This window comes from Streptomyces sp. NPDC001093 (assembly GCF_040298985.1).
In the GTDB taxonomy this organism is placed as follows: Bacteria; Actinomycetota; Actinomycetes; order Streptomycetales; family Streptomycetaceae; genus Streptomyces.
The window spans coordinates 12,459-39,061 of the sequence record NZ_JBEPBF010000039.1; the positions used below are offsets into that span (position 1 = coordinate 12,459).

25 protein-coding genes and 2 pseudogenes are annotated in these 26,603 nt (G+C 73.5%); 17 read left to right on the forward strand and 10 right to left on the reverse strand.

The genetic code is table 11. The features are described from left to right. Positions 1-90 precede the first annotated feature (90 nt). The 6 genes and pseudogenes from ABT288_RS20785 (at position 91) to ABT288_RS20805 (ending at position 3,576) form a co-directional block, all read left to right on the forward strand. A complete protein-coding gene (locus ABT288_RS20785; protein WP_351609700.1) occupies positions 91-906 on the forward strand; it encodes an alpha/beta fold hydrolase in 816 nt (271 codons plus the stop codon). Between the two features lie 60 nt (positions 907-966). Next, positions 967-1,218: pseudogene (locus ABT288_RS50275) on the forward strand (MarR family transcriptional regulator); the annotation flags it as partial. Continuing rightward, positions 1,215-1,523 carry a winged helix DNA-binding protein gene (locus ABT288_RS20790; protein WP_351609702.1) on the forward strand — a complete coding sequence of 103 codons (309 nt, stop codon included), beginning with the start codon at positions 1,215-1,217 and terminating at the stop codon, positions 1,521-1,523. The pseudogene ABT288_RS50275 and the gene ABT288_RS20790, both read left to right, overlap by 4 nt. 62 nt (positions 1,524-1,585) lie before the next feature. Continuing rightward, on the forward strand, positions 1,586-1,933 hold the full coding sequence (locus ABT288_RS20795) for a tetratricopeptide repeat protein (RefSeq protein WP_351609835.1): 348 nt from the start codon (positions 1,586-1,588) through the stop codon (positions 1,931-1,933). Between the two features lie 82 nt (positions 1,934-2,015). Then, a complete protein-coding gene (locus tag ABT288_RS20800; protein ID WP_351609704.1) occupies positions 2,016-2,294 on the forward strand; it encodes a hypothetical protein in 279 nt (92 codons plus the stop codon). A 637-nt stretch (positions 2,295-2,931) separates the two neighbouring features. Then, a complete protein-coding gene (locus ABT288_RS20805) occupies positions 2,932-3,576 on the forward strand; it encodes a peptide deformylase (protein WP_351609707.1) in 645 nt (214 codons plus the stop codon). A gap of 17 nt (positions 3,577-3,593) precedes the next feature. Here ABT288_RS20805 and ABT288_RS20810 read toward each other — a convergent pair whose 3' ends face one another. Next, positions 3,594-5,033 (reverse strand): dihydrolipoyl dehydrogenase family protein, encoded by a 1,440-nt coding sequence (locus ABT288_RS20810; RefSeq protein ID WP_351609710.1) that lies wholly within the window; start codon positions 5,031-5,033, stop codon positions 3,594-3,596. 140 nt (positions 5,034-5,173) lie between these two features. Here ABT288_RS20810 and trxA point away from each other — a divergent pair, with 140 nt between their 5' ends. Then, on the forward strand, positions 5,174-5,557 hold the full coding sequence (gene trxA / locus ABT288_RS20815) for a thioredoxin (RefSeq protein WP_351609713.1): 384 nt from the start codon (positions 5,174-5,176) through the stop codon (positions 5,555-5,557). Positions 5,558-5,581: 24 nt separating this feature from the next. Here the strand turns inward: trxA and ABT288_RS20820 are convergent, their stop codons facing one another. Both ABT288_RS20820 and ABT288_RS20825 read right to left on the reverse strand, forming a co-directional pair. Next, positions 5,582-7,018 carry an aldehyde dehydrogenase family protein gene (locus tag ABT288_RS20820; protein ID WP_351609716.1) on the reverse strand — a complete coding sequence of 479 codons (1,437 nt, stop codon included), beginning with the start codon at positions 7,016-7,018 and terminating at the stop codon, positions 5,582-5,584. 164 nt (positions 7,019-7,182) lie between these two features. Continuing rightward, entirely contained in the window at positions 7,183-8,196 is a 1,014-nt protein-coding gene (locus tag ABT288_RS20825; protein ID WP_351609718.1) for a LacI family DNA-binding transcriptional regulator, read from the reverse strand. A 165-nt stretch (positions 8,197-8,361) separates the two neighbouring features. On the opposite strand from ABT288_RS20825, the gene ABT288_RS20830 reads away from it, so the two are divergent. Both ABT288_RS20830 and ABT288_RS20835 read left to right on the forward strand, forming a co-directional pair. Next, positions 8,362-9,024, forward strand: a complete 663-nt coding sequence (locus tag ABT288_RS20830) for a TetR/AcrR family transcriptional regulator (RefSeq protein WP_351609721.1) — start codon at positions 8,362-8,364, stop codon at positions 9,022-9,024. Between the two features lie 16 nt (positions 9,025-9,040). Continuing rightward, positions 9,041-10,186, forward strand: coding sequence for an FAD-dependent oxidoreductase (locus tag ABT288_RS20835; RefSeq protein ID WP_351609724.1), 1,146 nt, complete (start codon positions 9,041-9,043; stop codon positions 10,184-10,186). 286 nt (positions 10,187-10,472) lie between these two features. Here the strand turns inward: ABT288_RS20835 and ABT288_RS20840 are convergent, their stop codons facing one another. After that, on the reverse strand, positions 10,473-11,153 hold the full coding sequence (locus tag ABT288_RS20840; RefSeq protein ID WP_351609726.1) for a TetR/AcrR family transcriptional regulator: 681 nt from the start codon (positions 11,151-11,153) through the stop codon (positions 10,473-10,475). 99 nt (positions 11,154-11,252) lie between these two features. Here ABT288_RS20840 and ABT288_RS20845 point away from each other — a divergent pair, with 99 nt between their 5' ends. After that, positions 11,253-11,816 (forward strand): NADPH-dependent FMN reductase, encoded by a 564-nt coding sequence (locus tag ABT288_RS20845; protein ID WP_351609729.1) that lies wholly within the window; start codon positions 11,253-11,255, stop codon positions 11,814-11,816. 264 nt (positions 11,817-12,080) lie between these two features. On the opposite strand, the gene ABT288_RS20850 is transcribed toward ABT288_RS20845, so the two are convergent. Beyond that, the gene (locus ABT288_RS20850; RefSeq protein ID WP_351609732.1) at positions 12,081-13,058 is read right to left on the reverse strand and encodes an ArsR/SmtB family transcription factor; all 978 of its coding nucleotides are present in this window, start codon (positions 13,056-13,058) and stop codon (positions 12,081-12,083) included. Between the two features lie 110 nt (positions 13,059-13,168). On the opposite strand from ABT288_RS20850, the pseudogene ABT288_RS20855 reads away from it, so the two are divergent. Beyond that, positions 13,169-14,125, forward strand: a pseudogene (locus ABT288_RS20855) (MFS transporter); the annotation flags it as partial. A 195-nt stretch (positions 14,126-14,320) separates the two neighbouring features. Here ABT288_RS20855 and ABT288_RS20860 read toward each other — a convergent pair. Next, the gene (locus ABT288_RS20860) at positions 14,321-14,695 is read right to left on the reverse strand and encodes an Lrp/AsnC family transcriptional regulator (protein WP_351609838.1); all 375 of its coding nucleotides are present in this window, start codon (positions 14,693-14,695) and stop codon (positions 14,321-14,323) included. A 123-nt stretch (positions 14,696-14,818) separates the two neighbouring features. On the opposite strand from ABT288_RS20860, the gene ABT288_RS20865 reads away from it, so the two are divergent. Then, complete coding sequence (locus ABT288_RS20865; protein ID WP_351609735.1) at positions 14,819-16,240, forward strand: amidase; 1,422 nt, start codon at positions 14,819-14,821, stop codon at positions 16,238-16,240. Between the two features lie 205 nt (positions 16,241-16,445). Next, complete coding sequence (locus ABT288_RS20870; protein ID WP_351609738.1) at positions 16,446-16,892, forward strand: type II toxin-antitoxin system PemK/MazF family toxin; 447 nt, start codon at positions 16,446-16,448, stop codon at positions 16,890-16,892. Here the strand turns inward: ABT288_RS20870 and ABT288_RS20875 are convergent. Further along, positions 16,877-17,737: a TIGR02452 family protein gene (locus ABT288_RS20875; RefSeq protein WP_351609741.1), complete on the reverse strand. Its 861-nt coding sequence runs from the start codon at positions 17,735-17,737 to the stop codon at positions 16,877-16,879. The genes ABT288_RS20870 and ABT288_RS20875 overlap by 16 nt on opposite strands. Before the next feature lie 278 nt (positions 17,738-18,015). Between ABT288_RS20875 and egtA the strand changes: the two genes are divergently transcribed. The 4 genes from egtA to egtD are packed head-to-tail and all read left to right on the forward strand — an operon-like array spanning position 18,016 to position 22,455. Beyond that, a complete protein-coding gene (gene egtA / locus ABT288_RS20880) occupies positions 18,016-19,350 on the forward strand; it encodes an ergothioneine biosynthesis glutamate--cysteine ligase EgtA (RefSeq protein WP_351609744.1) in 1,335 nt (444 codons plus the stop codon). Then, on the forward strand, positions 19,347-20,684 hold the full coding sequence (egtB, locus tag ABT288_RS20885; protein ID WP_351609746.1) for an ergothioneine biosynthesis protein EgtB: 1,338 nt from the start codon (positions 19,347-19,349) through the stop codon (positions 20,682-20,684). Before egtA ends, egtB begins: the two co-directional genes overlap by 4 nt. Further along, positions 20,684-21,499, forward strand: a complete 816-nt coding sequence (gene egtC, locus ABT288_RS20890) for an ergothioneine biosynthesis protein EgtC (RefSeq protein WP_351609748.1) — start codon at positions 20,684-20,686, stop codon at positions 21,497-21,499. The genes egtB and egtC overlap by 1 nt, the downstream gene beginning before the upstream one ends. Next, on the forward strand, positions 21,496-22,455 hold the full coding sequence (egtD, locus tag ABT288_RS20895) for an L-histidine N(alpha)-methyltransferase (RefSeq protein ID WP_351609750.1): 960 nt from the start codon (positions 21,496-21,498) through the stop codon (positions 22,453-22,455). Before egtC ends, egtD begins: the two co-directional genes overlap by 4 nt. A gap of 94 nt (positions 22,456-22,549) precedes the next feature. On the opposite strand, the gene fumC is transcribed toward egtD, so the two are convergent. The 3 genes from fumC to ABT288_RS20910 all read right to left on the reverse strand — a co-directional run bounded on the left by fumC (position 22,550) and on the right by ABT288_RS20910 (position 26,156). Next, positions 22,550-24,031, reverse strand: coding sequence for a class II fumarate hydratase (gene fumC, locus ABT288_RS20900; protein WP_351609752.1), 1,482 nt, complete (start codon positions 24,029-24,031; stop codon positions 22,550-22,552). Further along, positions 24,028-25,701, reverse strand: coding sequence for an NAD-dependent malic enzyme (locus tag ABT288_RS20905; protein ID WP_351609755.1), 1,674 nt, complete (start codon positions 25,699-25,701; stop codon positions 24,028-24,030). Before ABT288_RS20905 ends, fumC begins: the two co-directional genes overlap by 4 nt. A gap of 293 nt (positions 25,702-25,994) precedes the next feature. Next, entirely contained in the window at positions 25,995-26,156 is a 162-nt protein-coding gene (locus ABT288_RS20910) for a hypothetical protein (protein WP_351609758.1), read from the reverse strand. Positions 26,157-26,603: the final 447 nt, after the last annotated feature.

Below are 26,603 nucleotides of genomic sequence, written 5' to 3' on the forward strand. Positions count from 1 at the left end.
GACGGGCTGCCGGGGAGGCGGGGCACGGCGGGCCCCGACCGTCACCGACACGTCTGCCGACCCGCCGATCCTGGAGTCAGTGTGTCCGACATGAACGCCGTGGCCCTGCGCGGTGCCACCCTCCACTACGACGACCTCGGGCCCTCGGCCGGGCTGCCGGTCCTGCTGATCCACGGGCACCCCTTCGACCGCACGCTGTGGGCACCCCAGGCCAGGGCGCTGACCGAAGCGGGATACCGGGTCATCACCCCCGATCTGCGCGGGTACGGCCGCAGCAGCGTCACCCGTGGCAAGGTCTTCCTCTCCGACTTCGCCGACGACCTCGCCGCGCTCCTCGACCACTTGGAGATCGAGCGCGCGGTGGTCGGCGGCGTGTCCATGGGCGGCCAGATCACCATGGAGTTCCGGCGCCGCCACCCGCAGCGGGTGCACGCCCTCGTCCTGTCCGACACCTCCTCCCCCGCCGAGACCGACGAGGGGAGGGCGTTCCGCAACCGGCTGGCCGACCGGCTCCTCGCCGAGGGGATGGACGGCTACGCGGGTGAGGTGATCGACAAGATGCTCGCGCCGTACAACGTCGCCGCGATGCCCGATGTCGCGGAGCGCGTCCTGGGCATGATGCGCGCCACCGACCCCCACGGCGCGGCGGCGGCACTGCGGGGGCGGGCTGAACGACCGGACTACGGGGACACGTTGGCCGCCGTACGGGAACCGGTTCTGATCGTCGTCGGCGCGGACGACGTCTACACGCCGGTCGCGGACGCCGAGGCGATCCACCGCCTCGTCCCCCACGCGACCGTCGTCGTCATCGAGAAGGCAGGGCATCTGCCCGGCGCCGAACAGCCCGAGCGCTTCAACTCGGCCCTGCTGGACTTCCTCACCACACAGGTGGCCACCGAGGGGTGACGTGCGCACCGGGCATGCCCCGGAAGACAGTAGCCATGTACGCGCTGGTCGCGTCCCTGTAGCACCGGCCTGGTCGAGCGCACCCGGGATGCCGCCGACCCGCGCGCCGTACGGCTCGAACTCACAGAGCAGGGCCGTGAGGTCACCCGGAAGGCGATCGATGTCGTCCAAGGGCTGTTGCGGCAGCTGCTGGCACCGCTCGGCGGTCCCGGCAGTCCGCGCGCACGGGAGTTCACCCGGGAGTGGACGGTCCTGCTCGACGCACCGCTTGATCCGTTCGGCACCACCGATCTCGAGACGGAGCAGCCATGACCACCACCGCGCCCCTGGTCGACGGCGTCACCGGCGCACTGAAGGTCCCCGCGGCGGACGCTCACGGGACGGCCGGCGAGCCGATCGCCGCCGGGCTGCTCGGCGCGGCGGAGGGGTCCCGCATCGGCATCACCGACGCGGGCCGGAGGGTGTACGCCGAGTCCTCGGCCGAGACGGCACCGCTGACGGCGCGGATCTACGCCGGCATCTCCGAGGAGGACCGCGCCGTGACCGGCCGGGTGCTGACCCTGATCACCGAACGCGCCGACGCGGAGCCGGCCGCGCTGGAGGCCCGACAGGGTTAGTGGAATATTGAACAAACGCGTTCCGTTGTGGCCGTCCAAGGAGGTCACGAGTGGAGACGCAAGTGGAGACCACGTACTACGACCACGGCACACCGGACGAGCGCTGGGAGCGCGCGCGGCAGTTCTTCGACGCCAGGGACTACGCGGGCGCGGCGCGGGTGCTGACCGGGCTGGTCGAGGAGGTGCCGGAGCAGACCGGACCCCGGCTGTTGCTGGCCCGCGCCTACTACCACTCGGCCCAACTGAGCCGCGCCGAAGCGGAGTTGCGGATCATCGTCGAGCGTGACCCGGTGGAGCACTACGCCCGGCTGATGCTGGGCCGTACGCTCCAGCGGCAGGCCCGGCACGAGGAGGCGGAGCCGCATCTGCGGATCGCCTCGGCGCTCGCGGGCGACTTCCCGCAGGAGTGAGCCGCAGCGGTGAGCGGCGGGGCGGGGGCCCGGTTCCCGGCAGGGGGCCGGGCCCTCGGCATGTCTCAGGCGGACGCGCACCGTGCGGGTGACCACCCAGTGGCTCTTGCCCAGCCGCCGGACGCGGCTGAAGCCCCGGCTCTCGAACAGCGCCACCGTGCCGTTGTGCAGGAAGGACGCGGACACCCGGGCACCCTCGGTGTCCTGCGGGAAGCTCTCCACCGTGCCGCCGCCCGGCCGGGTGATCCCGCGCAGGGCGCCGTCGAGCGCGGCCGGGGCCACACCCGTGCGGCGCCGGGCGCGATGCACGAAGAAGCAGGTGATCCGCCAGTCGGGCGGGGCCGGGGCGGCCGCCTCGTAGGCGCGGCGGTGTTTGATCCTGGGCAGTTCGGCGGGCGGGCCGAACTGGCACCAGCCGACGCAGTCGGGGCCGTCGTACACCAGGGCCGCGTGTGCCCTGCCCTCGCGGACCCGCGCCTCCTTCTCCGCCCGGTTCTGCTCGGGCGTCCTGGTGCGGCCGACGCCCTCCTCGTGGAACGCCATGCACCAGCAGCCGCCCCAGACCCCGTCGTGCTCGGCCACGAGCCGGGCGAAGTCGGGCCAGGTGTCCGGCGTCAGGGGCCGTACCGAGAACGCCATCCGTGTCCTCCGGGTCGGAGCGGGGCCGTGGTCGCGCAAGTTCGTCGTGCGGTACGGCACCCCGTGCCCGGGGGCCGGACCAGTCGTCCGGCGGGGGGTGCCGGGCGGACAGCGGCGGCTCCAGCGGCAGCAAGACGAAGACCGCCATGGGCCGTCAGTCTTCCCTAGGGCCCTCCTCCGTGTCCGCGAACCGAGGCAGACCGGCGGGAGATGACGTCCTTGGCCGGCGGCCGGGTCGGGCGAGGTCGCCGCCGCTGCCCCACCCGGGCCGCGGTGACCGGCGCGCCGGGCCACGCTCCTTCACGGCGCCCTGACCAGGTGCACCCGTCGGCGGCCCGTTGGCATGGCATGCTGGCGCGATGGCCCCTCTCCGTGATCACGCGCCGCTCGCCGAGCGGGTCGAGGAACTCCTCGCCGCCGGCGGCCCCTTGCCCATCGTCGCCGCCGGGCAGCCGGTGCTGCGGCGCGGCACCGAGCCGTACGACGGTCAGCTCGGCCCCGCCCTGCTGGCCCGTTTCGTCCAGGCCCTGCGCGTCACCATGCACGCCGCGCCCGGCGTGGGCCTCGCCGCACCGCAGGTCGGCGTGCCGCTGAGGATCGCGGTCATGGAGGACCCGGCGCCGGTGCCCGAGGAGGTCGCGGTGGCCCGGGGCCGGGTGCCGCAGCCCTTCCGTGTCCTGGTCAACCCGGTGTACGAGCCGGTCGGCACCGCTCGTGCCGCGTTCTTCGAGGGCTGTCTGAGCGTGCCGGGCTGGCAGGCGGTGGTGGCCCGGCACGCCGAGGTGCGGCTGCGCACCGAGGACGAGCACGGGCGCGCGCTGCACGAGGTGTTCACCGGGTGGCCCGCCCGGATCGTCCAGCACGAGACGGACCACCTGGACGGCACCCTCTACCTGGACCGCGCCGAACCGCGCTCGCTGTCCACGAACGAGGCGGTCGCCGCGCTGTGGAACCGGCCGACACCCGAGGCGGCGGCCGAGGCACTCGGCTTCGAGCTGCCGTAACGTCCTTCAACCATTGGTCATTTGTCCCGGTAGGCCTCCAGCAGCCGGAGCCACACCTCGCTCAGCGTGGGGTACGACGGGACGGCGTGCCAGAGGCGGCCGACCGGGACCCGGCCGGCGACGGCGACGGTCGCCGAGTGGATGAGCTCGCCGACGCCGGGGCCGACGAAGGTGACGCCGCGCAGGATCTCCTCCTCCAGGTCGACCACCATGCGGGCGCGGCCCTTGTAGCCGTCGCCGTACAGGCCCGCGCCCGCGACGGCGGAGAACTCGACGTCGACGGCGCGGACGCGGTGGCCGGCCTGTTCGGCCTCGGCGAGGGAGAGGCCGACCGCGGCGGCCTCGGGGTCGGTGAACACCACCTGGGGTACGGCGTGGTGGTCGGCGGTGGCCGTGTGCGCGCCCCAGGACTCGTCCTGCACGGTGTCACCGGCCGCGCGGGCGGCGATGGCGGCGCCGGCGACACGGGCCTGGTACTTGCCCTGGTGGGTGAGGAGGGCGCGGTGGTTGACGTCGCCGACCGCGTAGAGCCAGTCGGTACCGGTGACGCGGAGGGTGTCGTCGACGTCCAGCCAGGAGCCGGGTTCCAGGCCGACGGTGTCGAGGCCGATGTCGTCGGTGTGCGGGATCCGGCCGGTGGCGAAGAGGATCTCGTCGGCCTCGATCCGGTCGCCCGCGGCGGTGACGACCACGACCGTGCCGTTCTCGCGGGTGACGGACTCCACGGAGGTGCCGGTGCGGACGTCGGCGCCCGCCTCGGTGAGCGCCTCGGCGACCAGTTCCCCGGCGAACGGCTCCATGCGGTTGAGCAGCCCCTTGCCGCGCACCAGCAGGGTGACCCGGGAGCCGAGGGCCTGCCAGGCGGTGGCCATCTCGGTGGCGACGACACCGCCGCCGACGACGATCAGCCGGTCCGGGGCGGCCTTGGCGCTGGTCGCCTCGCGGCTGGTCCAGGGCTTCACCTCGGTGAGGCCGGGCAGGTCGGGCAGCTGGGCGCGGGTGCCGGTGGCGACGGCGACCGCGTGCCGGGCGGTGAGGGTGGTGACCGTGCCGTCGGGCGCCGTCACGGTGACCGTGCGGGGGCCGGCGAGCCGCCCGTGGCCGCGGTACAGGTCGGCGCCGATGCCGTCGAGCCAGCCGACCTGGCCGTCGTCCTTCCAGTGTGAGGCGTACGCGTCCCGGCGGGCGAGGACGGCCGGGGTGTCGAGCGGCCCTTGGACCGACTGGGCGAGGCCGGGCAGCCGGCGGGCGTCCGCCTGGGCGATGACCGGCCGGAGCAGTGCCTTGCTGGGCATGCACGCCCAGTACGAGCACTCTCCGCCGACCAGCTCGCTCTCCACGACCGCGGTGGTGAGGCCGGCCGCGCGGGTGCGGTCGGCGACGTTCTCCCCCACGGGCCCGGCCCCGAGCACCACGACGTCGTACGCGATGGATTCCGATTCCGTCGTTTCCGTCATGGGGTCAGTCTGCTGGGTGGTGTGCGCGACGGCCACATGGGTACGTGCGCCGAACACAGACGTGCACGTGTGGAATAGGCGGTCCGACGGCCGTGTTTCCGCCGTCGGCACACCCCACACCAGGAAGAGGGACCCACGCCATGAGCAGCACCGTGGAGCTGACCAAGGACAACTTCGACCAGACGGTCACCGACAACGACTTCGTTCTGATCGACTTCTGGGCTGCCTGGTGCGGGCCGTGCCGTCAGTTCGCACCCGTGTACGAGAAGGCCGCCGTGGACAACCCGGACCTGGTCTTCGGCAAGGTGGACACCGAGGCCCAGCCGGAGCTGGCCGCGGCCTTCGGCATCCAGTCGATCCCGACGCTGATGATCGTGCGGGACAAGGTCGCCGTCTTCGCCCAGCCGGGCGCCCTGCCCGAGGCCGCGCTGACGGACCTCATCGGGCAGGCCCGGAAGCTGGACATGGACGAGGTCCGCAAGAGCATCGCCGCCCAGGAGGCCCAGGGCGGCACCGCCCAGTAGCCCCTGGCACGGGTGCGGCTGCCCCTAGAAGGGGTACGGCGCCACGTCGCCGCGTACGGTCGTCCAGCGCAGCTCGGTGAAGGCGTCCAGATTGGCCTCGCCGCCGAAGCGGGCGCCGGTGCCGGACGCGGCGACGCCGCCGAAGGGGGCCACCGCCTCGTCGTTCACGGTCTGGTCGTTGACGTGGACGATGCCGGTGGGGATTCGCTCGGCCAGGTCGAGGGCCCGCGCGGTGTCCCGGCTGACGATGCCGAGGGAGAGGCCGTACGGGCTGTCCGCGGCGAGCGCCGCCGCCTCCTCGGCGGTGGTGAAGGAGCGGACCGGCGCGACCGGCCCGAAGACCTCCTCGGTGTAGGCCGGAGTGTCGTCGCCCGCGTCGGCCAGCACGGTCGGCCGGTAGAAGAGCTGTTCGTGGGTGCCGCCCGCGGCGAGTTTCGCGCCGCGGGCGATGCTCGTGCGCACCAGCCCGTCGATCTTGGCGAGTTGTCCCGCGTCGATGACCGGGCCGAGGTGGACCTGCTCGCGGTGGGGGTCGCCGACGGCCAGCGAGTCGGCCTTGGCGGCGAGCCGTTCGACGTACTCGTCGTAGAGCGAGGCGTGTACGAGATGCCGCCCGGTCGTCATGCAGATCTGGCCCTGGTGGAAGAACGAGCCCCAGGCCGCCGTGGAGATCACGGCGTCGAGGTCGGCGTCCGCGAGGACGATCAGGGCCGAGTTCCCGCCGAGTTCGAGGTGGGCCCGCTTCAGCTGGCGGCCGGCCGCCTCGCCGACGGCGCGGCCCGCCGCGGTGGAGCCGGTGAAGGAGATCACGGGGACGAGCGGGTCCTCCACCAGCGCCCGGCCCGTCTCCGCGCCGCCGGGCAGTACGTGCAGCAGATCCTCGGGCAGGCCGGCGGCCGCGAGGACGGCGGCGAGGGCGAGGCCGCCGCAGACGGCGGTGCGCGGATCCGGCTTGAGGACCACGGCGTTGCCGAGCGCCAGGGCCGGCGCGACGGAGCGGATGGACAGGATGAGCGGCGCGTTGAACGGGGAGATCACGCCCACCACGCCGACCGGGACCCGGCGGGTGTACGACAGCCGGGGCGCCTCGCTGGGCAGTACCTGGCCGGTCGGACGGGAGGCGAGGGCGGCGGCCTCGTAGCACTCCTGGGCGGCCACGTGGAGCTCGAAGTCCGCCTTGCCCGGGATGGATCCGGACTCGCGCACGAGCCACTCGCGCAACTCGTCGGCGTGCCCGGTGAACAGGTCCCCCGCCCTGCGCAGCACCTGGGCCCGCTGGAAGTGCGGCGTGCGGACCCAGTCGGCCTGGGCGGCGCGGGCGAGCCGCGCCGCGTGGCCGACATCCTCGGGGGCCGCGAGGGTGACGGTGCCGAGCGCGTCGCCGGTGGCGGGCTCGGTGACGGTGTGGGCGGGTCCGGCCAGGCTGCGGTCCTGCCAGGTCTTCGGGTCGAGCAGCGGCATACGGCTCTCCGATCGATCGCCGGGCGGCACGGAACTCCCGCCTCGACGCCATTTGGTTGAGCGCGAAACTACATCGCGGTGACGCCTCTCCGGAACCCCGTCACCACCGGGAGGTGTACCCGGCCGGCGTCATCCGCGCTCCGGCTCCCACCGATGCCCCACCGTCAGGTGGACTCGCGCTGGACCACCGAGGCTCCCAGGACCCTGTGCACCTCCGGCTCGGCCCCGGGGTCGCGGACCACCCGGTCGACCAGTTCGGCGAGGTCGCGGCCCGAGGGCAGTTCGACGTGCACCGTGCTGAGCCGGGGCCGCAGCAGCCGGCCGAGCATCAGGTCGTCGGCGCCGATGACGGCCACGTCCTCGGGGATGCGCACCCCCGCGTCCTGCAGGGCGCGCATCAGGAGCATCGCGTACTCGTCGTTGTAGGCGAACACCGCGTCAAGGTCCGACTCCCGCAGGTGTACGGCCAGTTGCGCGGCCGACTCCTCGGTGTACGCGAGCGGCAGCCCGGTGACGATGGCGTCCGTGCCGTGCAGCGCCTGGCGCACACCGGCGAGCCGGGGGCGGGAGTAGGCCTCCAGGCCGGACTCCTCGGGCACCACCGCACCGATCCGGCGCCGGCCCCGGGCGTACAGATGGGCGCCGGCGCATGCGCCGACGGCCTCGTGGTCCATGAGCAGGGCGTGCGCGCCGTCGACGCGTTCGGGACCGAGGGTGAGCACGGCCCGGGCACCCGAGCGCTTGAGCACCCCGACGCCCTGCGACCCGAGTCCCGCGCCGGGCACCAGGACGGCGACCGGCCGCAACTCCGCCCAGGCGCGGGCGGCTTCGTCACCCTGGAGGCCGACGGTGCCGTACTGCACGACGGTGTAGTCGAGCCGGCCGAGCTCCCACTGCAGCTCGTTGAGGAACCTGCTGTAGAGCGGGCCCACCGGGATCGCGGGGGCGGGCATGAGGACCATACGGCTGTGCCCGGCGCGCAGACTGCGGGCGGCGGCGTGGGGGACGTACCCCAGTTCCCGCGCGGCCTCGCGCACGCGGCGGCGCGTCGGTTCGCTGATCCGTACGGCGCTGGTGTTGTTGAGGACGTAGGACACGGTCGCGCGCGAGACGCCCGCCAGGCGGGCCACATCGGCACTCGTGGGCGTGTTCGGTATCTGCACCATGACAGACCGCATCCTGACAGAGGGGCGGGGGCCGGGAAGAGGCGGGGCGACGTGGTTCGGCTTTCGACGAAAAGGGCCAGGCGGTTTCTCGACTGAGCAGGAGGAGACGGCACGATCGTCGACGAACACGTTCGTCACGTACTTGTTCGTGCCGAACATGTTCGTTACCGTGGAGGCATGACCGCTGCTCCCCGCTCCCGCCGCGAGCGTCCCGCCAAGCCCGCCCTGACCCGGGAGGGCATCGTCACCGCCGCCGTCGCGATCCTGCGCGCGGAAGGACTGCGCAAGGTGACCATGCGGCGGCTGGCACAGGAGCTCGACACCGGTCCCGCCTCGCTGTACGTGTACGTCCGCAACACCGACGAACTGCACGCCGCCGTCCTGGACGAGCTGCTCGGCACGGTCGCCCCGGCCCCGGCGGAGGGCGACTGGCGGCAGCGGCTGGAGAAGGTGCTCACCGCCTACACCGCGATGCTCCTGGAGCATCCGAGCCTGGCCCGCTCGGCACTGACCGCGTGGCCGAGCGGCCCGAACTATCTGCGGCTCATCGAGACCCTGCTGGACCTGCTCCAGTCGGGCGGAGTACCGCGCGAACAGGCCGCGTGGGGCGTCGACCTGCTGTTGCAGCACGCCACCGCCACCGCCGCCGAGCACGCCGGAGAGGACTCCGCGGGCGACTGGCAGGCCCTGACCCGCGCCCTGCGCGAGGCGCCGGCCGACACCCATCCGCACATCGCCGCGAGCGCCGGGGCACTGCTCGCCGGCACCCCCGAGGCCCGTCTGTCCTGGGCCTTCCAGACCCTGATCAACGGCATCGAGCGCACCGCCGTACCCGACTGACCCGCCAGGAGGTCCCATGACCAGCCATCGCCCCCACCACCCGATCGCCGTCGTCGGCGCGGGGCTCGGCGGGCTCGCGCTCGCCCGTGTGCTGCACGTGCACGGCATCGAGGCCGCCCTCTTCGACCTGGACCCCGCGCCGACCGCCCGGACCCAGGGCGGCATGCTCGACATCCACGACGACTCCGGCCAGGAGGCGCTGCGGGCGGCCAGGCTGCACGAGGAGTTCCTGAAACGGGTCCACACCGGCGGCCAGGCCATGCGTGTCCTGGACCGGCACGCCACCGTCCGGCTCGCCGAGGACGACGACGGCGCCGGCGGCAGGCCCGAGATCGACCGGGGCGACCTGCGCGAGCTGCTGCTCGGCTCACTGCCCGGGAGCACGGTCCGCTGGGGTGCCAAGGTCACCGGAGCGCGCCCGCTGGGCGACGGCCGGCACGAGGTCACGCTCGCCAACGGCACCGGGTTCACCACGGACCTGCTGGTCGGCGCGGACGGCGCGTGGTCCCGGATCCGCCCGCTGCTCTCCCCCGCCCGGCCCTCGTACACGGGTGTGTCCTTCGTGGAGGCCGACCTGCGGGAGGCGGACCTGCGCCATCCGGCGAGCGCGGCGGTCGTGGGCGGCGGGATGCTCTTCGCGCTCGGCGCGGGCCGTGGCTTCCTCGCGCACCGCGAGACCGACGGCAGTCTGCATGTGTACGCGGCCGTCGAGGCGGCGGAGGACTGGCTGGACGGCATCGACTTCGGCGACACCGAGGCGGCGAAGGCGGCGGTACTGAAGGAGTTCGACGGCTGGGACGAGACCCTGCGGGCCCTGATCGGCGACGCGGACGGGGCGCTGGTGCCCCGGCGGATCCACGCCCTGCCGGTCGGCCACCGCTGGGACCGGGTGCCCGGGATCACCCTGCTCGGGGACGCGGCCCATCTGATGTCGCCGTTCGCGGGCGAGGGAGCCAATCTGGCGCTCCTCGACGGCGCCGAACTGGGCCTCGCACTGGCCGCGCACCCCGACGACACCGGGGCCGCGCTCACCGCCTACGAAGACCGGATGTTCCGGCGCGCGGAGGCGTCCGCGGCGGAGTCCGCGCAGAATGCCGCGCTCCTGTTCCGCGCCGACGTGCCACAGGGCCTGCTCGACCAGTTCGCACCCCGGAGCGGCTGACGGGCGCTGAGCGGAGCTGCCATGGGGGGATGTGGATCGGGGTTGCCATGGGTGGCGCCAAGCGGACGGCCGCCGCCCGGTGGGCGACTGCGGGTGGCCGAGCGGGGCTCAGCGGGGAGACCGGGCGCGGATCGCCGGCCCGGGCTCGGCCCGGTCGCCATGGAGTGGCCGGGCCCCGCGCCCGGCGGATCAACTGCGCGCGAATCGCCGCCCAGGACTCGGCGGAGTGGCCGCGTGAGGGGTGCGGGCGGGGTGTCGGGGAGGGCGCCGGGCGTCGAGTGCGGGCTCAGCTGGGGGCGCGCGTGCCGGTGACCCGGGCGACCAGGTCGATCCAGCCGGTCTCCAGCCGCTCCATGGGCATCCCGCACTGCCTGGTCTGGTGGTGGATCAGGGCCGGGTCGAGCGAGTTGAGCAGGGTCTGGGACAGCAGTTCGCAGTCTGCTTCCGGCACGATCTGCCGCAGCAGCATCGTCACGTGGGTGCGCAGCGCGGTGACCGCCGGGTGCGAGAACCGGCGGGTTGGTTCCGTCTGGGCGGCCAGATGCAGGTCGAGCTGCTCGACCCGGCGGTACAGCACCGCCACGCCGAACGCCCGCAGCCGCTCCAGGGGCAGCGCCCCGGGCCCCAGCGGCGGAGGCCCGCCCAGGAAGTCGGCCTGCAGCGTCCGGTCCGAGTGGTCGAGCAGCGCCATCAGCAGCCCCGTCCGGTCGCCGAACCGGCGGAAGACCGTGCCCTTGCCCACCTGGGCCGCCGCCGCGACCGCCTCCATGGTGACCCCGGCCACTCCGTGTTCCGCGATCAGCCGCGCGGCCGCCTCCAGCAGCCGGGCCCGGTTGCGCGCCGCGTCGGCACGCAGGCACGGCTCCTCGGGCCCCATGCCGACCTCGAGCAACTGAGGGACGTCAAGGGGTTCTTGAGGTGGCGGGAACGGCGGCAGAGCGCTGGACATGAAGCAAGCGTAAAGCATGGGGAACAAAACTGGACCGCGGTCCGGTTAAGGTGCTAGAAAACTAAGCGGACCTCGGTCCGGATCGTAACGGCGACGTTTCAGCCTCTTGGAGTTCCCATGTCTGTTCGCATCCTCGCGCTCGTCGGCAGCCTTCGTACCGGTTCGACCAACCGCCGGCTGGCCGAGGCCGCCGTCAAGCTCGCTCCGGAGGGCGCCGAGGTCGTGCTGTACGAAGGCCTGGCCGACGTCCCCTTCTACAACGAGGACATCGACGTCGAGGGCAGCGTCCCGGCCGCCGCCACCAAGCTGCGCGAGGCCGCGCAGGCCGCCGACGCCTTCCTGCTCTTCTCCCCCGAGTACAACGGCACCATCCCGGCCGTCCTGAAGAACGCCATCGACTGGCTGTCCCGCCCGTACGGCGCCGGCGCCTTCGGTGGCAAGCCGGTCGCCGTGATCGGCACGGCCTTCGGCCAGTACGGCGGCGTCTGGGCGCAGGACGAGGCCCGCAAGGCCGTGGGCATCGCCGGCGGCAAGGTCATCGAGGACATCAAGCTGTCCATCCCGGGCTCCCTGACCCGCTTCGCCGAGACCCACCCGGTCGACGACGCCGAGGTCGCCGCCCAGCTGACCGAGGTCGTCGCCCGTCTGCACGGGAACGTGGGCGAGACCGCGGCCGCCTGAGTCGTACTGAGTGGTACGCACCGTGAAGGGGCCGGACGCGTCCGGCCCCTTTTCGCGTTCGCGTGGCCCCTTTCCGCGTTCGCGTGGCTCAGTCGAGGCCAACCGGTCTCCACCGCCGGGGCCGCGAAGCCGCTCCATCCACGCCGAGGTCATGCCGAGCCGCGGGCACGGGCCGCCCGCAGCGTTCGCGCGCCTCACCACGAGCCCACCACCCGGCCGGCCCCGCGCCGCGCCCCCGCTCCCCTCAGCGCGTGCGCCGCTCCCTCAGTGCCCGACCAGGCGCTCCGCCAGCGCGCTGCGCCGATACAGCACCCGGCGGCCGTCCCGGGTGCGGGTCACCAGGCCCGTGGCGTCCAGGACCCGCAGGTGCTGGGAGACGGCGCTCGGGGTCACGCCGAGCCGGCGGGCGAGTTCCACCGTGGGCAGGGGTTCCGCGAGCAGCCGCAGCAGGGTGGTGCGGGGTGCGCCGAGCAGGGCGGTGAGCGCGGAGGCGTCGGGCGCCGGTTCCGGCTCCCACAGGGTGGCGGTGCCGCGCCCCGGGTAGGCGAGCATCGGCGGCGCGTCGGCGCTGATCGGGGGCGCCGGCTTGTGCGCGAACACCGAGGGGACCAGCCGCAGACCCCGTCCGGCGCCGTCGACCGCGTGCCGGCCGATCATCTTGTCGATGGTCAGGACGCCGCCCCGCCAGCCGAGGTTCGGATGCATACCGGCGAACAGCGACCGCGCGCCGCCGGTGGCCAGCAGCCCCGCGCGGTGCGTGATGTCGGTCTCCAGGACGAGCCGGATCCGGGGCCAGTGCGGCTGCAGGGCCGTCTGCCAGTAGCGGTGCAGCAACGAGCAGAGGGCGTCGAGGAGTTCGAGGACGGGGCCGTCGCCGGGTGCGCCGGCCCGCCGCAGCGCGCCCGGGAGCGGACGCGGGGCGTGCGCGGCGCGCAGGTCGCGTCGTACGACCTCCGGGGGCGTGGCCCGTACGACGGTCAGCTCCTCGTCCAGCGTGGCGGTGTAGCGGGTGGGCCGGGGCGTCAGGAAGTCGGGCAGGGCCAGGGTCGGACCGACCAGGGCCGCCAGCAGGGGCAGATCGGCGGGGTCGAGGGCGGCGAGCACGGTGCGGCGCCAGCCGCGGTGCAGAGGGTGCAGGGCGGGGGCCCGCAGAACCCGGAGGCTCTCCATCAGCTCGCCCAGCGGGGAGATCGCGAACCGGGTGTCGGCGAGGTCGTCGACCCCGAGCCGGAAGCTGATCATTAAGCCCCCGGCTACATCCTTCGCCAACCGCCCGCGCAGGGCGTGGACTTCGGCACATGACGGATCACCACACCGGGCAGCGTACCCCGCGGCTCGTTGCGCTGCTGGCGATGGCCTGCGGGGTCGCGGTCGGCAATGTGTACTTCCCGCAGGCCGTGGCCCCGCTCGTGGCGGCGGGTCTCGGCGCCTCCCCCGGCACGGCGGCCGGGGTGGTGACCGCGACCCAGTTCGGGTACGCGGCCGGCATCTTCCTGCTCGTCCCGCTCGGCGACCGGCTGCCGCCCCGCCCGTTGCTGGTCACCCTGCTCTGCCTGACGAGCCTCGGCCTGTGCGCCGCTGCCGCCGCGCCCGCGCTGCCGCCGCTGCTCGCGGCGAGCGTGCTGGTCGGCGCGAGTACGGTGATCGCCCCGCTGGCCGGCCCGCTGGCGGCCGGACTGGTCCCGCCGGAGCGGCGGGGCGTGGTCGGCGGCACGCTGCTGAGCGGGGCCCTCGCGGGCATGCTGCTGTCGCGCACGGCCGGCGGCGCCCTCGGCGACCGGCTGGGCTGGCGGGCACCGTACGCCCTGGCGGCGCTGCTCTCCCTCGCGGTGGCGTTGCTCCTGGCCCGCGCGCTCCCGAGCACGGCGGCGCCGTCCCGGCTGCGCTACCCGCGGCTGCTGACCGAGCCCGTTCGCCTCCTGTTCGCCGAACCGGCCCTGCGCCGCTCCTCCTTCTACCAGGCGACGGTGTTCGCCGGGTTCTCCGCGGTGTGGACCGGGGTTGCGCTGCTGCTGACGGGCCCGGTGTACGGCCTCGGCACGGACGCGGTCGGTCTGCTCGCGCTGGTCAACGCGGTGACGATGCTCATCACTCCGGTCGCGGGCCGGCTGGTGGACCGGCGCGGTGCCGACCCGGTGAACCTGGTCTGCTTCCTGCTGGTCCTCGCGTCCGCCGCGATCCTCGCCCTCGGGGGCCTCGGCGGCACCCCCGGCCTGCTGTCGCTGGTGGCGGGCACACTGCTGCTGGACATCGGCATGCAGTCCGGCATGGTCGCCAACCAGGTGCGCGTCTACGCCCTCGCCGCCGGCGTCCGCAGCCGCCTCAACACCGCCTACATGACCTGCGCCTACCTGGGCGGCAGCCTCGGTTCCTGGCTCGGCTCCCGGGCGTACGCGGGATACGGCTGGTCCGGGCTGTGCGCCCTGGTCGCGTTGCTGACCGCACTGGGCCTGCTACGGCACCTCGGCGCACGGAGCGGCGGGCGGACCGGGGTTGCCGAAGGCTCAGGAGGGGAGCCGTGCGAGGGCGGCGGTGTTGCCGACCTGCCGGAAGATCATCGAGGCGCGGAGGCCGGTGATCTCGGCGCGCTTGCTGAGGCGATCGACGAGGAAGGAGTGCAGCCGGTCGAGATCCGGTACGGCGACGTGGAGCAGGAAGTCGTCACCGCCGGAGAGCACGAAGACATGGAGGACCTCCGGCAGGGAGCCGGCGAAGCCCTTGAAGGTGTCGATCACCGTGCGGTTGAGCGGGCGCGCCTGGACCGACACCAGCGCCTGGACGCCACGGTTGAGGGCGGCGCGCTGATCTGATGCACCGCGAGGGCGTGACTCCCGCGCGGGCGGCCGACGAGACGGCCCGGCGGCGCCTGCACGCCACACCCCGTCAGCTCGGCCCCTCCCTCGGCGCTGGGCGAGGCAACGGGGCGAAACCCGTACGGCAGCCCGGATGTGACGTTACCGTTCGGTAGACATCGGTCCCGGAGGCCCCGGAGGTGCCCGCCCATGACGCACGACCGTTCCGCCGGTCTCGTGGAGACCCGGCGTGCGCTGGCCGACGGGGAGGTGACCTCCCGGGCGCTTGTCGAGCGGGCGCTGGCCCGGATCGAGGCCACGCAGGGGACGCTGAACGCCTTCCGGATCGTACGGGCCGAGGCCGCGCTCGCCGAAGCGGACGCCGCCGACCGCGAGTTGGCCGCCGGGGCGCGGCGCCCGCTGCTCGGGGTGCCGGTGGCGGTGAAGGACGACATGGACGTGGCCGGGGAGCCGACCGCGTTCGGCTGCCCCGGCGAGTTCCCCGCGGTCACCGAGGACGGGGAGGCGGTGCGGCGGCTGCGCGCAGCCGGCGCCGTGATCGTCGGCAAGACCAACACGTGCGAGCTGGGTCAGTGGCCGTTCACCGAGGGGCCGGCGTTCGGGGACACCCGCAATCCGTGGCACCGCGGGCACACACCCGGGGGTTCGTCCGGGGGCTCGGCCGCCGCCGTCGCGGCCGGGCTCGTCCCCGCGGCGCTCGGCTCCGACGGCGCGGGCTCGGTGCGCATCCCGGCCGCGTGGACCGGTCTGATCGGCATCAAGCCGCAGCGGGGCCGCATCTCCACCTGGCCGCGCGGTGAGGCGTTCCAGGGCATCACGGTCAACGGCACCCTCGCCCGCACAGTCGCCGACGCGGCCCTGCTGCTGGACGCGGCGAGCGGCAACCACGACCGGGACCCCCACCGGCCGCCCGCGCTGACGGTGGCGGACGCGGTCGGCCGCGACCCGGGCAGGCTGCGCATCGCCCTGTCCCTGAAGCCGCCGTTCACCGCCGTTCCGGTCCGGCTGGACCCGGAGGTCCGTGCCCGGGTCGTCGAACTGGCCGGGAGACTGGCCGCGTTGGGGCACGAGGTAGAAGAGGCCGATCCGCCGTACGGGCAGATCGGGCTGGCCTTCGTCCCGCGCGCCACCGCCGGTATCGCCGAGCACGTCCGCGAGGCGCCCGACCCGGCGCTGCTCGACCCGCGCACCCGGGACGCGGCCCGGCTCGGCCGGCTGCTCGGCGGGGCCCCGCTCAGGGCGGCCCGGCGCGCGGAGGCTGTGCTGCACCGGCGGATAGGCCGGTTCTTCGGGTCGTACGACGTGATCCTCGCGCCGACGACGGCCGCTCCCCCGCCCCGGATCGGCGCCCTGTACCGGCTGGGCGGGCTGGCCACGGACCGCGCGATGATCGCCGCCTGCCCGTACGCCTGGCCGTGGAACGTGCTGGGCTGGCCGGGCGTGAACGTACCCGCGGGATTCGCCGGTGGCGGCCTGCCGGTGGGCGCCCAGCTGCTCGGCCCCGCCCACAGCGAACCCCTGCTGGTCTCCCTCGCCGCCCAGTTGGAGGCGGAGCTGCGCTGGCACGAACGGTGGCCGCCGGAGTCCGCGTCGGCAACGCGGGCCGCCTGACGGCCGCTTCACCTGTATCAGGGGCTCGGGCCGCCTGCCCGCCCCCTCCCGACCGAGCGACCGCCTGGAGTCTCCCGCCGCCCCGCCCCTCCTGGTCAGCCGGCCGCCAGGAATTCCCTGCCCTGTACCGCCGGCAGCCGGTCCATCGTGCCCGCGGAAGGTCGGGGTGACGGACGGACGCGGGGCGGCCCACTAGGGTGCCCCCGTGACCACGCTTACCGATGAGAACGTCCCCGGCCGCTACGGCCCCCACGCGACCACCGAGGCCGACCCGCGCCAGGTCGGCCGGGTGCGCACCGAGTACTCCCCCGCCCACGACGGCGACCCGGACCCCGGCGAGATCGTGTGGACCTGGGTGCCCTTCGAGGAGAACGACGGCCGGGGCAAGGACCGCCCGGTGCTGGTCGTCGCCCGGGAGGCGGCCGGCACCGTCCTCGCCGTACAGCTGTCCAGCAAGCGGCATGACGGCGACCGGGAGTGGGTCGCGATCGGCAGCGGGCCGTGGGACCGGTCGGGCCGGGACTCGTGGGTGGACGTGGACCGTGTGCTGCGGCTGCACGAGGAGGGCATGCGCCGAGAGGCGTGCGCGCTGGACCGGATGCGTTTCAACCTCGTCCGGCAGCGGCTGCACGAGCGCTACGGCTGGACCTGACCGGCGTACGGCGCCCCGGCCCGGGATTCCGGGAACGCCCGGGTGAACGCCTCCCGCACCACCGCTCCCGGCGTCCGGTCCAGCACCCCGAACACCACGTGCTCGAACGTGCGGGCGAACCGGCCGCCGGGGCCGAGCAGGGCCCGGAACGCGCCCGCCACCTGCGCCGGGTCGTTCCGGAACACACCGCAGCCCCAGGCGCCGAGCACCAGCCGGCCGTAGCCGTGGGCGGCGGCCGTCTCCAGCACCCGCTCGGCCCGCACCGCGAGCGCGCCCGGCAGCTCGGCGGCGCGCTGCGGTTCCGTACGCCGTACGACGCCCGCGTTGGGGGCGGCCGCGGTCAGGAAGCCCGCGAAGTACGGCTCGGCCAGCAGCCGGCCCCGGTCGTCACGGAAGACCGGGACGGAGGGGCTGTGGATCACCCGGTCCGTGTAGAACGGATCGCGGTGGGCGCGGTGATGGTCGTAGAACTCCCGGGCCTCCAGCAGGCAGGCGTACAGCGCGGAGGCTCGGCACAGGGCCTCTTCCTGGGCCTGTGCGCCGTTGAGGTAGCCGCCGCCGGGATTGCGCGCGGAGGCGAAGTTCAGGACGGCGACCGGAGCACCGGCCAGTCGGCGGGCGGCCTCCAGACTGCTCTCGCCCGTGACCTCGAAGACCGTGTCGGCCGTCGGTCCGGCAGGCGCTTCCGGAACGGGAACCGGTTCCGGGCCGGACATCCGCGTCCCGGCCCGCGCGGCCTCGATCCGCGCCGCGAGGGACACCTCGCGGCCGTCGGGCGCGCGATAGCGGCCCGCCGCCACGATCTGCTCGGTCTCCGCGGCGATCCCGCGCAGGCGCGCGCTCATGGCGCCACCCCCGTGGGCGCCGTGTCCGCGGCCTGCGCGGTCTCCCCCGTCGTGCTCATGCACGCATCCTGGGTGATGCTGGTGATGCGGTGCAACGGAGTTTCCCGCCCCCCGGAACGGCCCGCGAACGCCTACGGAAACGGAGATGACCGAATCAGAACGTCCCGAGGGGCACCCTTGTGCGAATCGGCTCGAGGGTCTTGGGTGGAACGCGCGCCTGCCCGGCCCCCTGTCCGAACCGGGCCGGTGGCATGGTGGAATCTCAGGAGGATCCCGACATGTCCGATTCACAGAGCGACGGTGGCGACTGTACGGGCCACCGTACCGCCGTCGCCGAAGCCGAGGTGGAGGCCCTGGTCCGGGGCATCTGCTTCAAGACCGGGCCGCCGCGCGCGCTCGGTGTGGAACTGGAGTGGCTGGTTCATGAGCTGCGGACGCCGCAGCTCCCCGTGTCATCCGAACGACTCGAAGCGGTGTACGCCGCGCTGCGGGCCCTGCCCCTGCGGTCGCCGCTCACCGTGGAACCCGGCGGCCAGCTGGAGCTGAGCTCGCCGCCCGCCGCCTCCCTGATGGAGTGCATCGGCACCGTCTCCGCCGATCTGGAGACCGTCCGCGCCGTCCTCGCCGGGGAAGGGCTCGGTCTGGTCGGCATCGGCCACGACCCCTGGCACGCCCCCCGCCGATTCCTGCACGAGCCGCGCTACGACGCGATGGAGACCTGCTTGGACCGCGACGGTCCGGCGGGCCGCCACATGATGTGCGCCTCCGCCTCCGTGCAGGTCTGCGTGGACGCCGGCCACGAGGAGCCGGGCCCGCTCGGCTACCGGCGCCGCTGGTGGCTGGCCCATCAGCTGGGGGCGGTCCTGGTGGCCGCGTTCGCCAACTCCCCGCTGATGGGCCGCGAACCCACGGGCTGGCGGTCCACCCGGCAGCTGATGTGGATGGAGATCGGCGCCGGGCGCGCGGGCGCTCCCCCGCTGGAGAGCGAGCCGCGCGCCGCCTGGGCCCGGCACGTGCTCGACTCACCGGTGATGTGCGTGCGCCGGGACAGCGGGCCGTGGGACGTGCCCGAGGAGCTCACCTTCCGGGAGTGGACCCGCTCCCGCTCTCCCCGGCCGCCCACCCGGGCGGACCTGGAGTACCACCTGACCACGCTGTTCCCGCCGGTCCGGCCGCGCGGCCACCTCGAGCTGCGGATGATCGACGCGCAGCCCGGCGACGACGGCTGGATCGTGCCGCTCGCGGTGACGGCGGCGCTGTTCGACGACCCGGCGGCCGCCGAGACGGCGTACCGGAGCGTCAAGCCGCTCGCGGAGCGGGCCCTGAACCTGCCCGCCCCGCACAACCCGCTGTGGACCGACGCGGCCCGGCTCGGGCTCGCCGACCCGGAGCTGCGCGAGGCCGCCGCCGTGTGTTTCGCGGCGGCACTGGAGGCCCTGCCCCGGCTCGGCGCCACCGCCGAGGTGACCGGCGCGGTGGCCGCGTACCTGGACCGCTATGTCGCCCGGGGCCGCTGCCCGGCCGACGACCTGCTGGACCGGCCGGCGAGCGGGGACCTGCCCCCGTACCGGTCCGGCCGCACCGGCAACAGGAGGAAGGACATCCGCACATGACCGCGCCCGAGACCGACACCGCGACGACCGAGGTGGACAGCGAGACGCTGCGCGAGCGGGTGCTGGCCTCCCTCACCGCCGCCCGGGACCGCACCACGCTGCTGACCAGCTGCGTCGAGGAGCCCGATCTCACCGCCCAGCACTCGCCGCTGATGTCCCCGCTGGTGTGGGACCTCGCGCACATCGGCAACCAGGAGGAACTGTGGCTGCTCCGGGCGGTCGGCGGCCGGGACGCCATGCGGCCCGAGATCGACAGCTTGTACGACGCCTTCGAGCACCCGCGCGCCGAGCGGCCCTCACTGCCGCTGCTGCCGCCCGCCGAGGCCCGCCACTACGCGGCCGAGGTGCGCGGACGGGTCATGGACCTGCTGGCGGGCGCGGACTTCCACGGCACCCGGCTGACCGAGGCCGGGTTCGCCTTCGGGATGATCGCCCAGCACGAACAGCAGCACGACGAGACCATGTTGATCACCCATCAGCTCAGAAAGGGCCCGCAGGCCCTGACCGCCCCGGACCCGGAACCCGCTCCCCTGTTCACCGGACCGGCCGAAGTCCTGGTCCCCGGCGGCCCGTTCACGATGGGCACCTCGGCCGAGCCGTGGGCGCTGGACAACGAACGCCCGGCGCACGCCCGGGAGGTGGCGCCGTTCTGGATCGACACCACCCCGGTGACGAACGCGGCGTACCAGGCGTTCATCGAGGACGGCGGCTACGACACCGAGCGCTGGTGGACCCCGGAAGGCTGGGCCCACATCAGGCAGCACACGATCACCGCGCCGCTGTTCTGGCGCCGGGACGGGAACGGCTGGCTGCGACGCCGCTTCGGGGTCACCGAGGCGGTCCCGCCCGACGAGCCGGTGCTGCACGTGTGCTGGTACGAGGCCGACGCCTACGCCCGCTGGGCCGGGCGGCGGCTGCCCACCGAGGCGGAGTGGGAGAAGGCCGCCCGGTACGACCCGGCCACCGGCCGCTCCATGCGCTACCCGTGGGGCGACGCGGACCCGGCGCCGGAGCACGCCAACCTGGGCCAGCGGTACCTCAGGCCCGCGCCGGCCGGCAGCTACCCGGCCGGTGCCTCACCGCTCGGCGTACGGCAGTTGATCGGTGACGTGTGGGAGTGGACGGCCAGCGACTTCCTGCCCTACCCGGGCTTCCGGGCCTTCCCGTACAAGGAGTACTCGGAGGTGTTCTTCGGCTCCGACCACAAGGTGCTGCGCGGCGGTTCGTTCGCCGTGGACCCGGTGGCCTGCCGGGGCACGTTCCGCAACTGGGACTACCCGATCCGGCGGCAGATCTTCTCCGGGTTCCGCACCGCCCGCTCGGAGGCCGTCTGATGTGCCGTCACCTGGCCTATGTGGGGCCCGAGGAGCAGCTCGGCCGGCTCCTGCTGGAGCCGGAGCACAGTCTGGTGCGCCAGTCGTGGGCGCCCCGGCGGCAGCGCTACGGGACGGTCAACGCGGACGGCTTCGGGGTCGGCTGGTACGCCCAGGACGACCCTCTCCCGGCACGCTACCGGCGGGCCGGGCCGGTCTGGGCGGACCTGTCCTTCGCCGACCTGGCCCGGGTGGTGCGCTCCGGCTGCGTACTCGCCGCCGTACGGGACGCGACGCTCGCCGGGGCCGACGCCGAGGCGGCCGCGGCGCCGTTCGCCTCGGGCCGGTGGCTGTTCAGCCACAACGGCGCCCTCGCCGGCTGGCCCGACTCGGTCGCCCCGCTGGTCTCCGCGCTGCCCCCGGTCGAGCTGCTGTCGCTGCAGGCCCGCACCGACTCGGCGTTCGTCTGGGCCCTGGTCCTGCACCGGCTGCGCTCGGGCGACGAGCCCGACCAGGCCCTTGGTGAAACGGTTCGTCAGCTGGCCGGGGCGGCCCCGGCCTCGCGGCTCAACCTGCTGCTGACGGACGGGACGACGATCGCCGCCACCGCCTGGGGCGACACCCTCTGGTACCGCACGGAGCCCGGCCTGAGCACGGTCGTCGCCTCCGAGCCCTACGACGACGATCCGCTCTGGCAGGAGGTCCCCGACCGCACCGTGCTCACCGCGAGCCGCGCCGGCGTGCTGCTCGCCCCGCTGGAGGATCCCGCGTCCTCCCCCACTCTCGACTCCGCACGAGCGGCGGGACCCCCATCATCGAAGGAGCCCTGTACGTGAGCCCCTTGCACGTCACCCGCACCCTCCCCGAGGACGCGACGGACGCCGCGCTGCGCGCCGACGTCCTGAACGGCCTCACCGTCCAGCCCAAGTGGCTGCCGCCGAAGTGGTTCTACGACGCCCGCGGCAGCGAGCTGTTCGAGCAGATCACCGAACTGCCCGAGTACTACCCCACCCGCGCCGAGCGGGAGATCCTCGCCACCCGGTCCGGTGAGATCGCCGCGGCGAGCGGTGCCCGCACGCTGATCGAACTCGGCTCGGGCTCCTCGGAGAAGACTCGCTTTCTCCTCGACGCGCTCTCGCCCGCGGCGTACGTCCCGGTCGACGTCAGCGAGAGCGCCCTCGTCCAGGCCGGAAAGGCGCTCGTCGCGGACCGCCCGGACCTCGAGGTCCACGCGCTGATCGCCGACTTCACCGCCCCGCTGGCCCTGCCCGCGACTCCCGGCCCCCGGCTGCTGGCCTTCCTCGGCGGCACGATCGGCAACCTGCTGCCCGCCGAACGCGCCCGCTTCCTGGCCTCCGTACGCGACCTGCTCGCCCCCGGGGACGGGCTGCTGCTCGGCACGGACCTGGTCAAGGACGAACAGGTGCTGGTCCGGGCGTACGACGACGCGGCCGGGGTGACGGCGGCGTTCAACAAGAACGTGCTGGCCGTGGTCGACCGTGAGCTGGGCGCGGACTTCGATCCGGACGCCTTCGACCACGTGGCCCTCTGGGACCCCGAGCGCGAGTGGATCGAGATGCGGCTGCGCTCCCGTACCGCGCAGACCGTGAAGGTGCCCGCGCTGGACCTGGCCGTGGACTTCGCGGCCGGCGAGGAGCTGCGCACCGAGGTGTCCGCCAAGTTCCGCAAGGAGGGCGTGACCGGCGAACTGGCCGCTGCGGGGCTTGAGCTGACCCACTGGTGGACGGACGCGCAGGGCCGCTTCGCGCTGTCGCTGAGCGTGGCTCGGTGAGTGTGGCTCGGTGAGTGTGGCTCGGTGAGTGTGGGGGCCGCCTGCCCGTGCGCCGCGCCCGCGGCCACGGCGGCGGCCCCCGCAGTGTGCTGTTCTATGTCCGGCCGACCATGGCGGCGGGCCGGACGATGCGGTCGAAGTCCTCGGCGCTGATGTAACCGGAAGCCAGTGCGGCGGCACGCAGGGTGGTGTCCTCGTCGTCGGCCTTGTGGGCGATCGCGGAGGCCTTGTCGTAACCGATCACGGGAGACAGGGCCGTGACCAGCATCAGGGACCGGTCGACGTAGCTGTCGATCTGGTCGCGGTTGAGCTCGGTGCCCTCGATGCAGTACTCGCGCATCTTGGTGCAGGCGTCGGCGAGGATGGTCGCCGCGTGCAGGAAGTTGTTGATGATGACCGGGCGCATGGCGTTGAGTTCGAAGTTGCCCTGTGTGCCGGCGAAGGCGATGGCCTCGTCCTCGGACAGCACCTGGATGCAGACCATGACCATCGCCTCGCACTGGGTCGGGTTGACCTTGCCCGGCATGATCGAGGAACCGGGCTCGTTCGCCGGGAGGATGAGTTCGTCGAGGCCGCAGCGGGGGCCGGAGGCCAGCCACCGGATGTCGTTGGCGATCTTCATCAGGGGCACGGCCAGCGCCCGCAGCCCGGCGGACGCGCCGGCCATGGCATCCAGACCGCCCTGGGCGGCGAACTTGTTCTGCGCGGTGGTGAACGGGTACCCGGTCGCGTCCGCGATGTCGGCTGCCACCTGCTCGCCGAATCCGGGTGGGGCGTTGAGACCCGTGCCCACCGCGGTGCCGCCCATCGCAAGCTCGTACAGGCCCTCGGCGGCGCTGGTGACCCGGCCGATGGCTTGGTGCAACTGGTGGGCGTAGCCGGACCATTCCTGCCCCACGGTGAGCGGGACGGCGTCCTCCAGGTGCGTGCGGCCGATCTTCACCACGTCGTGCCACTGCCGTGCCTTGGTCTCGATGGCATGCTGCAGCGCCCGCACACTGGGCAGCAGGTGCTCGTGGATCTCCTTGACCGCGGCGATGTGCATGGCGGTGGGGAAGGTGTCGTTGGACGACTGTCCCATGTTGACGTGGTCGTTGGGGTGGACCGGGGACTTGCTGCCCAGCTCCCCGCCGGCCAGTTGGATGGCGCGGTTGCTGATCACCTCGTTGGTGTTCATGTTGGACTGCGTACCGGACCCGGTCTGCCACACGTACAGCGGGAAGTGATCGTCCAGGTCGCCCGCGATGACTTCGTCGGCCACCCGCTGGATCAGGTCGGCCTGCCAGGCCGGGAGCCGCCCGGCGCGCCCGTTGACGGCGGCGGCGGCCTTCTTGACGTAGCCGTAGGCGTGGTAGACCGCCTTGGGCATCCGGTCGTCCCCGATGGAGAAGTGGATCAGGGACCGTTGTGTCTGGGCGCCCCAGTAGCGGTCCGCGGGGACATCGATGGCTCCCATGGAGTCGGTCTCCCGCCGGGTGCCGGTCGCGTGCAGGCCGATGGGGATGTCGAGGATCTTCGGGCCTTCGTCCCGCCCGGCCGACCCGGCGCGGTCGGCGGCGGAGTGTCGCCTGTTCATGCCGCTGCTCCGTCGGTGTAGACCGGCTGCCACATGGCCTGGCGGACAGCCTCTTCGATGTCGACCGGCTTGGAGCTGGCCACGCCGTCGTCGAGCGCCGCCTCGACCACCGCGGTCGCGGTGATCGCGGACGACTCCCGCAGGTCGTCCACGGGCGGTAGCAGGGAGGCGCCCGGCCCCGATGGGTCGACCTGGTCGGCGACGGCCTGCGCGGCCGCGAGCAGCATGCCCGCGGTCACCTGGGACGCACCGGAGACGATCGTGCCCAGGCCCAGGCCCGGGTACAGCAGCGCGTTGTTGGCCTGCCCGATATGGTAGGTCACGCCGTCGTATTCGACGGGCTCGACAGGGATGCCGGTCGCGACGAGCGCCTTCCCCCTGGACCAGGCGATGACGTCGGCGGGCATGGCCTCGATCCGGGAGGTGGGGTTGGAGATCGGGAAGATGATCGGCCGCTCGGTGCCCTCGGACATGGCCTCGACGACCTCACGCGTGAACGCGCCGTGCGCGGTGGAGGTGCCCAGCAGGATGGTCGGCTCGACCCTGCGCACCGTTTCCAGCAGTGAGACCTGACCATCGCGCCGCTCCCACTCCGCGACCTCGGCAGGATCACGCGCGTAGGTCTGCTGGAAGTCGCGCAGGTCGGTCATGTCCCGGGTGAGCAGTCCCTGTTTGTCGACGAGCCACACCTGTGCGGCGGCGCGCTCCGCGTCCGCGCCGTCGCGGATCATCGTGTCGCGCAGTTGGTCGGCGATGCCCACGCCGGCGGTCCCGGCGCCGAAGACGACCAGTTTCTGGTCACGCATCCGCACACCGCTGACCTTGACGGCGGACAGGGCCGCGGCCAGTGTGATGGCTCCGGTGCCCTGCATGTCGTCGTTGAAGATCCGGTAGCGGCCGCCGTACTGCTCCAGGATCCGCCGTGCGTTGCTGGGACCGAAGTCCTCGAAGTGCAAAAGCGCGTCGGGGAACGCGGACGACGCCGTCTCCAGGTACTTCTCGATGAACGCGTCGTAGTCGGCGCCACGGACACGGGGATGCCGGTTGCCCAGGTACAGCGGGTCCTCCCGCAGCGATGTGCGGTCCGTGCCCACGTCCAGCGACACCGGAACGACACGGCGCGGGTCGATGCCCGCGGCCGCGGTGTAGACCGCGAGCTTCCCGACCGATATCTGGATCCCGTTCACACCCCAGTCCCCGATGCCCAGGATCTCCTCCGCGTCGGTGCACACGATCAGGTCGACGTCCTCGGGCCCGAGTTGAAGCGTGGCGAAGGCCTTCTCCATGTCGTCGGGCCGGTCGACGGACAGGAAGATGCCGCGCGGGCGTCGGTACTCGTGGGAGTACTTCTCGATCGCTTCGCCCACGGTGGGGTCGTAGACGATCGGCAGCAGTTCGGCGAGGTGCTCGGTGAGTACCTTGAAGTACAGGGTTTCGTTGCGGTCGTGCAGCTGTTCCAGGTACACGTTCTTGGCGAGGTCGCTGCTCTGAGCCTGCATCTGCTGGTAGGCACGCTGAGCCTGCCGGTCGAGCGTGAGCACCGCGGAGGGCAGGCGCCCCGTGAGGCCGAGGGCTTCCCGTTCCTCAGGTGTGAAGGCCACGCCACGGTTACGCAGTGGATCGACGAGGACGCCGGGGATGGCCGGGGTCCGCGCGTGGCTGTCGGTCATGACGATCTCCCTCTGTGCGAAAGCCGAGTCGGCTCTGCCCGGGGTGAGTGCGCGGACACGCTCCATGCGGGAGTGCGATCTTGATCGGAACCTGCGACGGTCGGACCGACCCCGGGGCGGCGGAATATGGAGGTCTGAGGCCGGCGTCCCCATAGGACGGTCGCTCGCCGACGCGCGCGGCCCGGCGGGCCCGCCCCACACATCGATGGGGACGTCATCAGTGCCGGAGTATGAATTCAGGCTAACGACTGGCCGAGAGGGTGCGCGACTTCGCTCTTCGTCGCGTCGGAGGATCAGCACCGCCACATCTCGTGGTGGTCCACCGCGGACGCGGCATCGAGTACCCGGTGCGCGGTCGCCTCGGCGTCCAGCCCGCCGCGCAGGGCCTGGGGCGGCGGGCCGTCCAGCCCGCTCCGGTCCGGCGTCGAGCGACGGGCCCGGGCCCTCGACGACAACGGCGGTGACCATCGCCGGCGCGCTGTCGCGCTGCGGCCTCCGACCGGGTCGAGGGGAAAGAACGGCATGGCGAGGTCATGGCCATACCGGGGACACAGTGCCCTGCGCCTTGCCGGTGCGGAGGGCCTCCTGAGGCGGGCGGCGGACGCATTCCTCCCGATGCGGGTGCCCAGCGCACCGACCGGCGTCGGCCCGCCGCAGCGGGATCCCGCCGTCGGAGGAGACGCACAGTCGCCCTTCGCCGACCGACACCGGCAAGGCACCGGTACCACCCAAGGCCGCGGCGAGCCGTGTCGGTACGGCCTGCCGCAGCTCCTGCTCGGTGGCTGCGGTGAGTGGACTCGTCGGACCACCCGGCCTCGACGCCACCGAGGAGGCTGCCCAGGTCGTTTCCCGCGTTCAGGGGCGCGCCCGCACCGACTGACCACTGGTCCGCCCGGCGTCGG

Bases quoted from the DNA above. Each gene is read 5' to 3' on its own strand.
- ABT288_RS20785 (WP_351609700.1), top strand. From the start codon at position 91: ATGAACGCCGTGGCCCTGCGCGGTGCCACCCTCCACTACGACGACCTC.
- ABT288_RS20790 (WP_351609702.1), top strand. From the start codon at position 1,215: ATGACCACCACCGCGCCCCTGGTCGACGGCGTCACCGGCGCACTGAAG.
- ABT288_RS20805 (WP_351609707.1), top strand. From the start codon at position 2,932: ATGGCCCCTCTCCGTGATCACGCGCCGCTCGCCGAGCGGGTCGAGGAA.
- ABT288_RS20810 (WP_351609710.1), bottom strand. From the start codon at position 5,033: ATGACGGAAACGACGGAATCGGAATCCATCGCGTACGACGTCGTGGTG.
- trxA (WP_351609713.1), top strand. From the start codon at position 5,174: ATGAGCAGCACCGTGGAGCTGACCAAGGACAACTTCGACCAGACGGTC.
- ABT288_RS20820 (WP_351609716.1), bottom strand. From the start codon at position 7,018: ATGCCGCTGCTCGACCCGAAGACCTGGCAGGACCGCAGCCTGGCCGGA.
- ABT288_RS20825 (WP_351609718.1), bottom strand. From the start codon at position 8,196: ATGCGGTCTGTCATGGTGCAGATACCGAACACGCCCACGAGTGCCGAT.
- ABT288_RS20830 (WP_351609721.1), top strand. From the start codon at position 8,362: ATGACCGCTGCTCCCCGCTCCCGCCGCGAGCGTCCCGCCAAGCCCGCC.
- ABT288_RS20835 (WP_351609724.1), top strand. From the start codon at position 9,041: ATGACCAGCCATCGCCCCCACCACCCGATCGCCGTCGTCGGCGCGGGG.
- ABT288_RS20840 (WP_351609726.1), bottom strand. From the start codon at position 11,153: ATGCTTTACGCTTGCTTCATGTCCAGCGCTCTGCCGCCGTTCCCGCCA.
- ABT288_RS20845 (WP_351609729.1), top strand. From the start codon at position 11,253: ATGTCTGTTCGCATCCTCGCGCTCGTCGGCAGCCTTCGTACCGGTTCG.
- ABT288_RS20850 (WP_351609732.1), bottom strand. From the start codon at position 13,058: ATGATCAGCTTCCGGCTCGGGGTCGACGACCTCGCCGACACCCGGTTC.
- ABT288_RS20865 (WP_351609735.1), top strand. From the start codon at position 14,819: ATGACGCACGACCGTTCCGCCGGTCTCGTGGAGACCCGGCGTGCGCTG.
- ABT288_RS20875 (WP_351609741.1), bottom strand. From the start codon at position 17,737: ATGAGCGCGCGCCTGCGCGGGATCGCCGCGGAGACCGAGCAGATCGTG.
- egtA (WP_351609744.1), top strand. From the start codon at position 18,016: ATGTCCGATTCACAGAGCGACGGTGGCGACTGTACGGGCCACCGTACC.
- egtB (WP_351609746.1), top strand. From the start codon at position 19,347: ATGACCGCGCCCGAGACCGACACCGCGACGACCGAGGTGGACAGCGAG.
- egtC (WP_351609748.1), top strand. From the start codon at position 20,684: ATGTGCCGTCACCTGGCCTATGTGGGGCCCGAGGAGCAGCTCGGCCGG.
- fumC (WP_351609752.1), bottom strand. From the start codon at position 24,031: ATGAACAGGCGACACTCCGCCGCCGACCGCGCCGGGTCGGCCGGGCGG.
- ABT288_RS20905 (WP_351609755.1), bottom strand. From the start codon at position 25,701: ATGACCGACAGCCACGCGCGGACCCCGGCCATCCCCGGCGTCCTCGTC.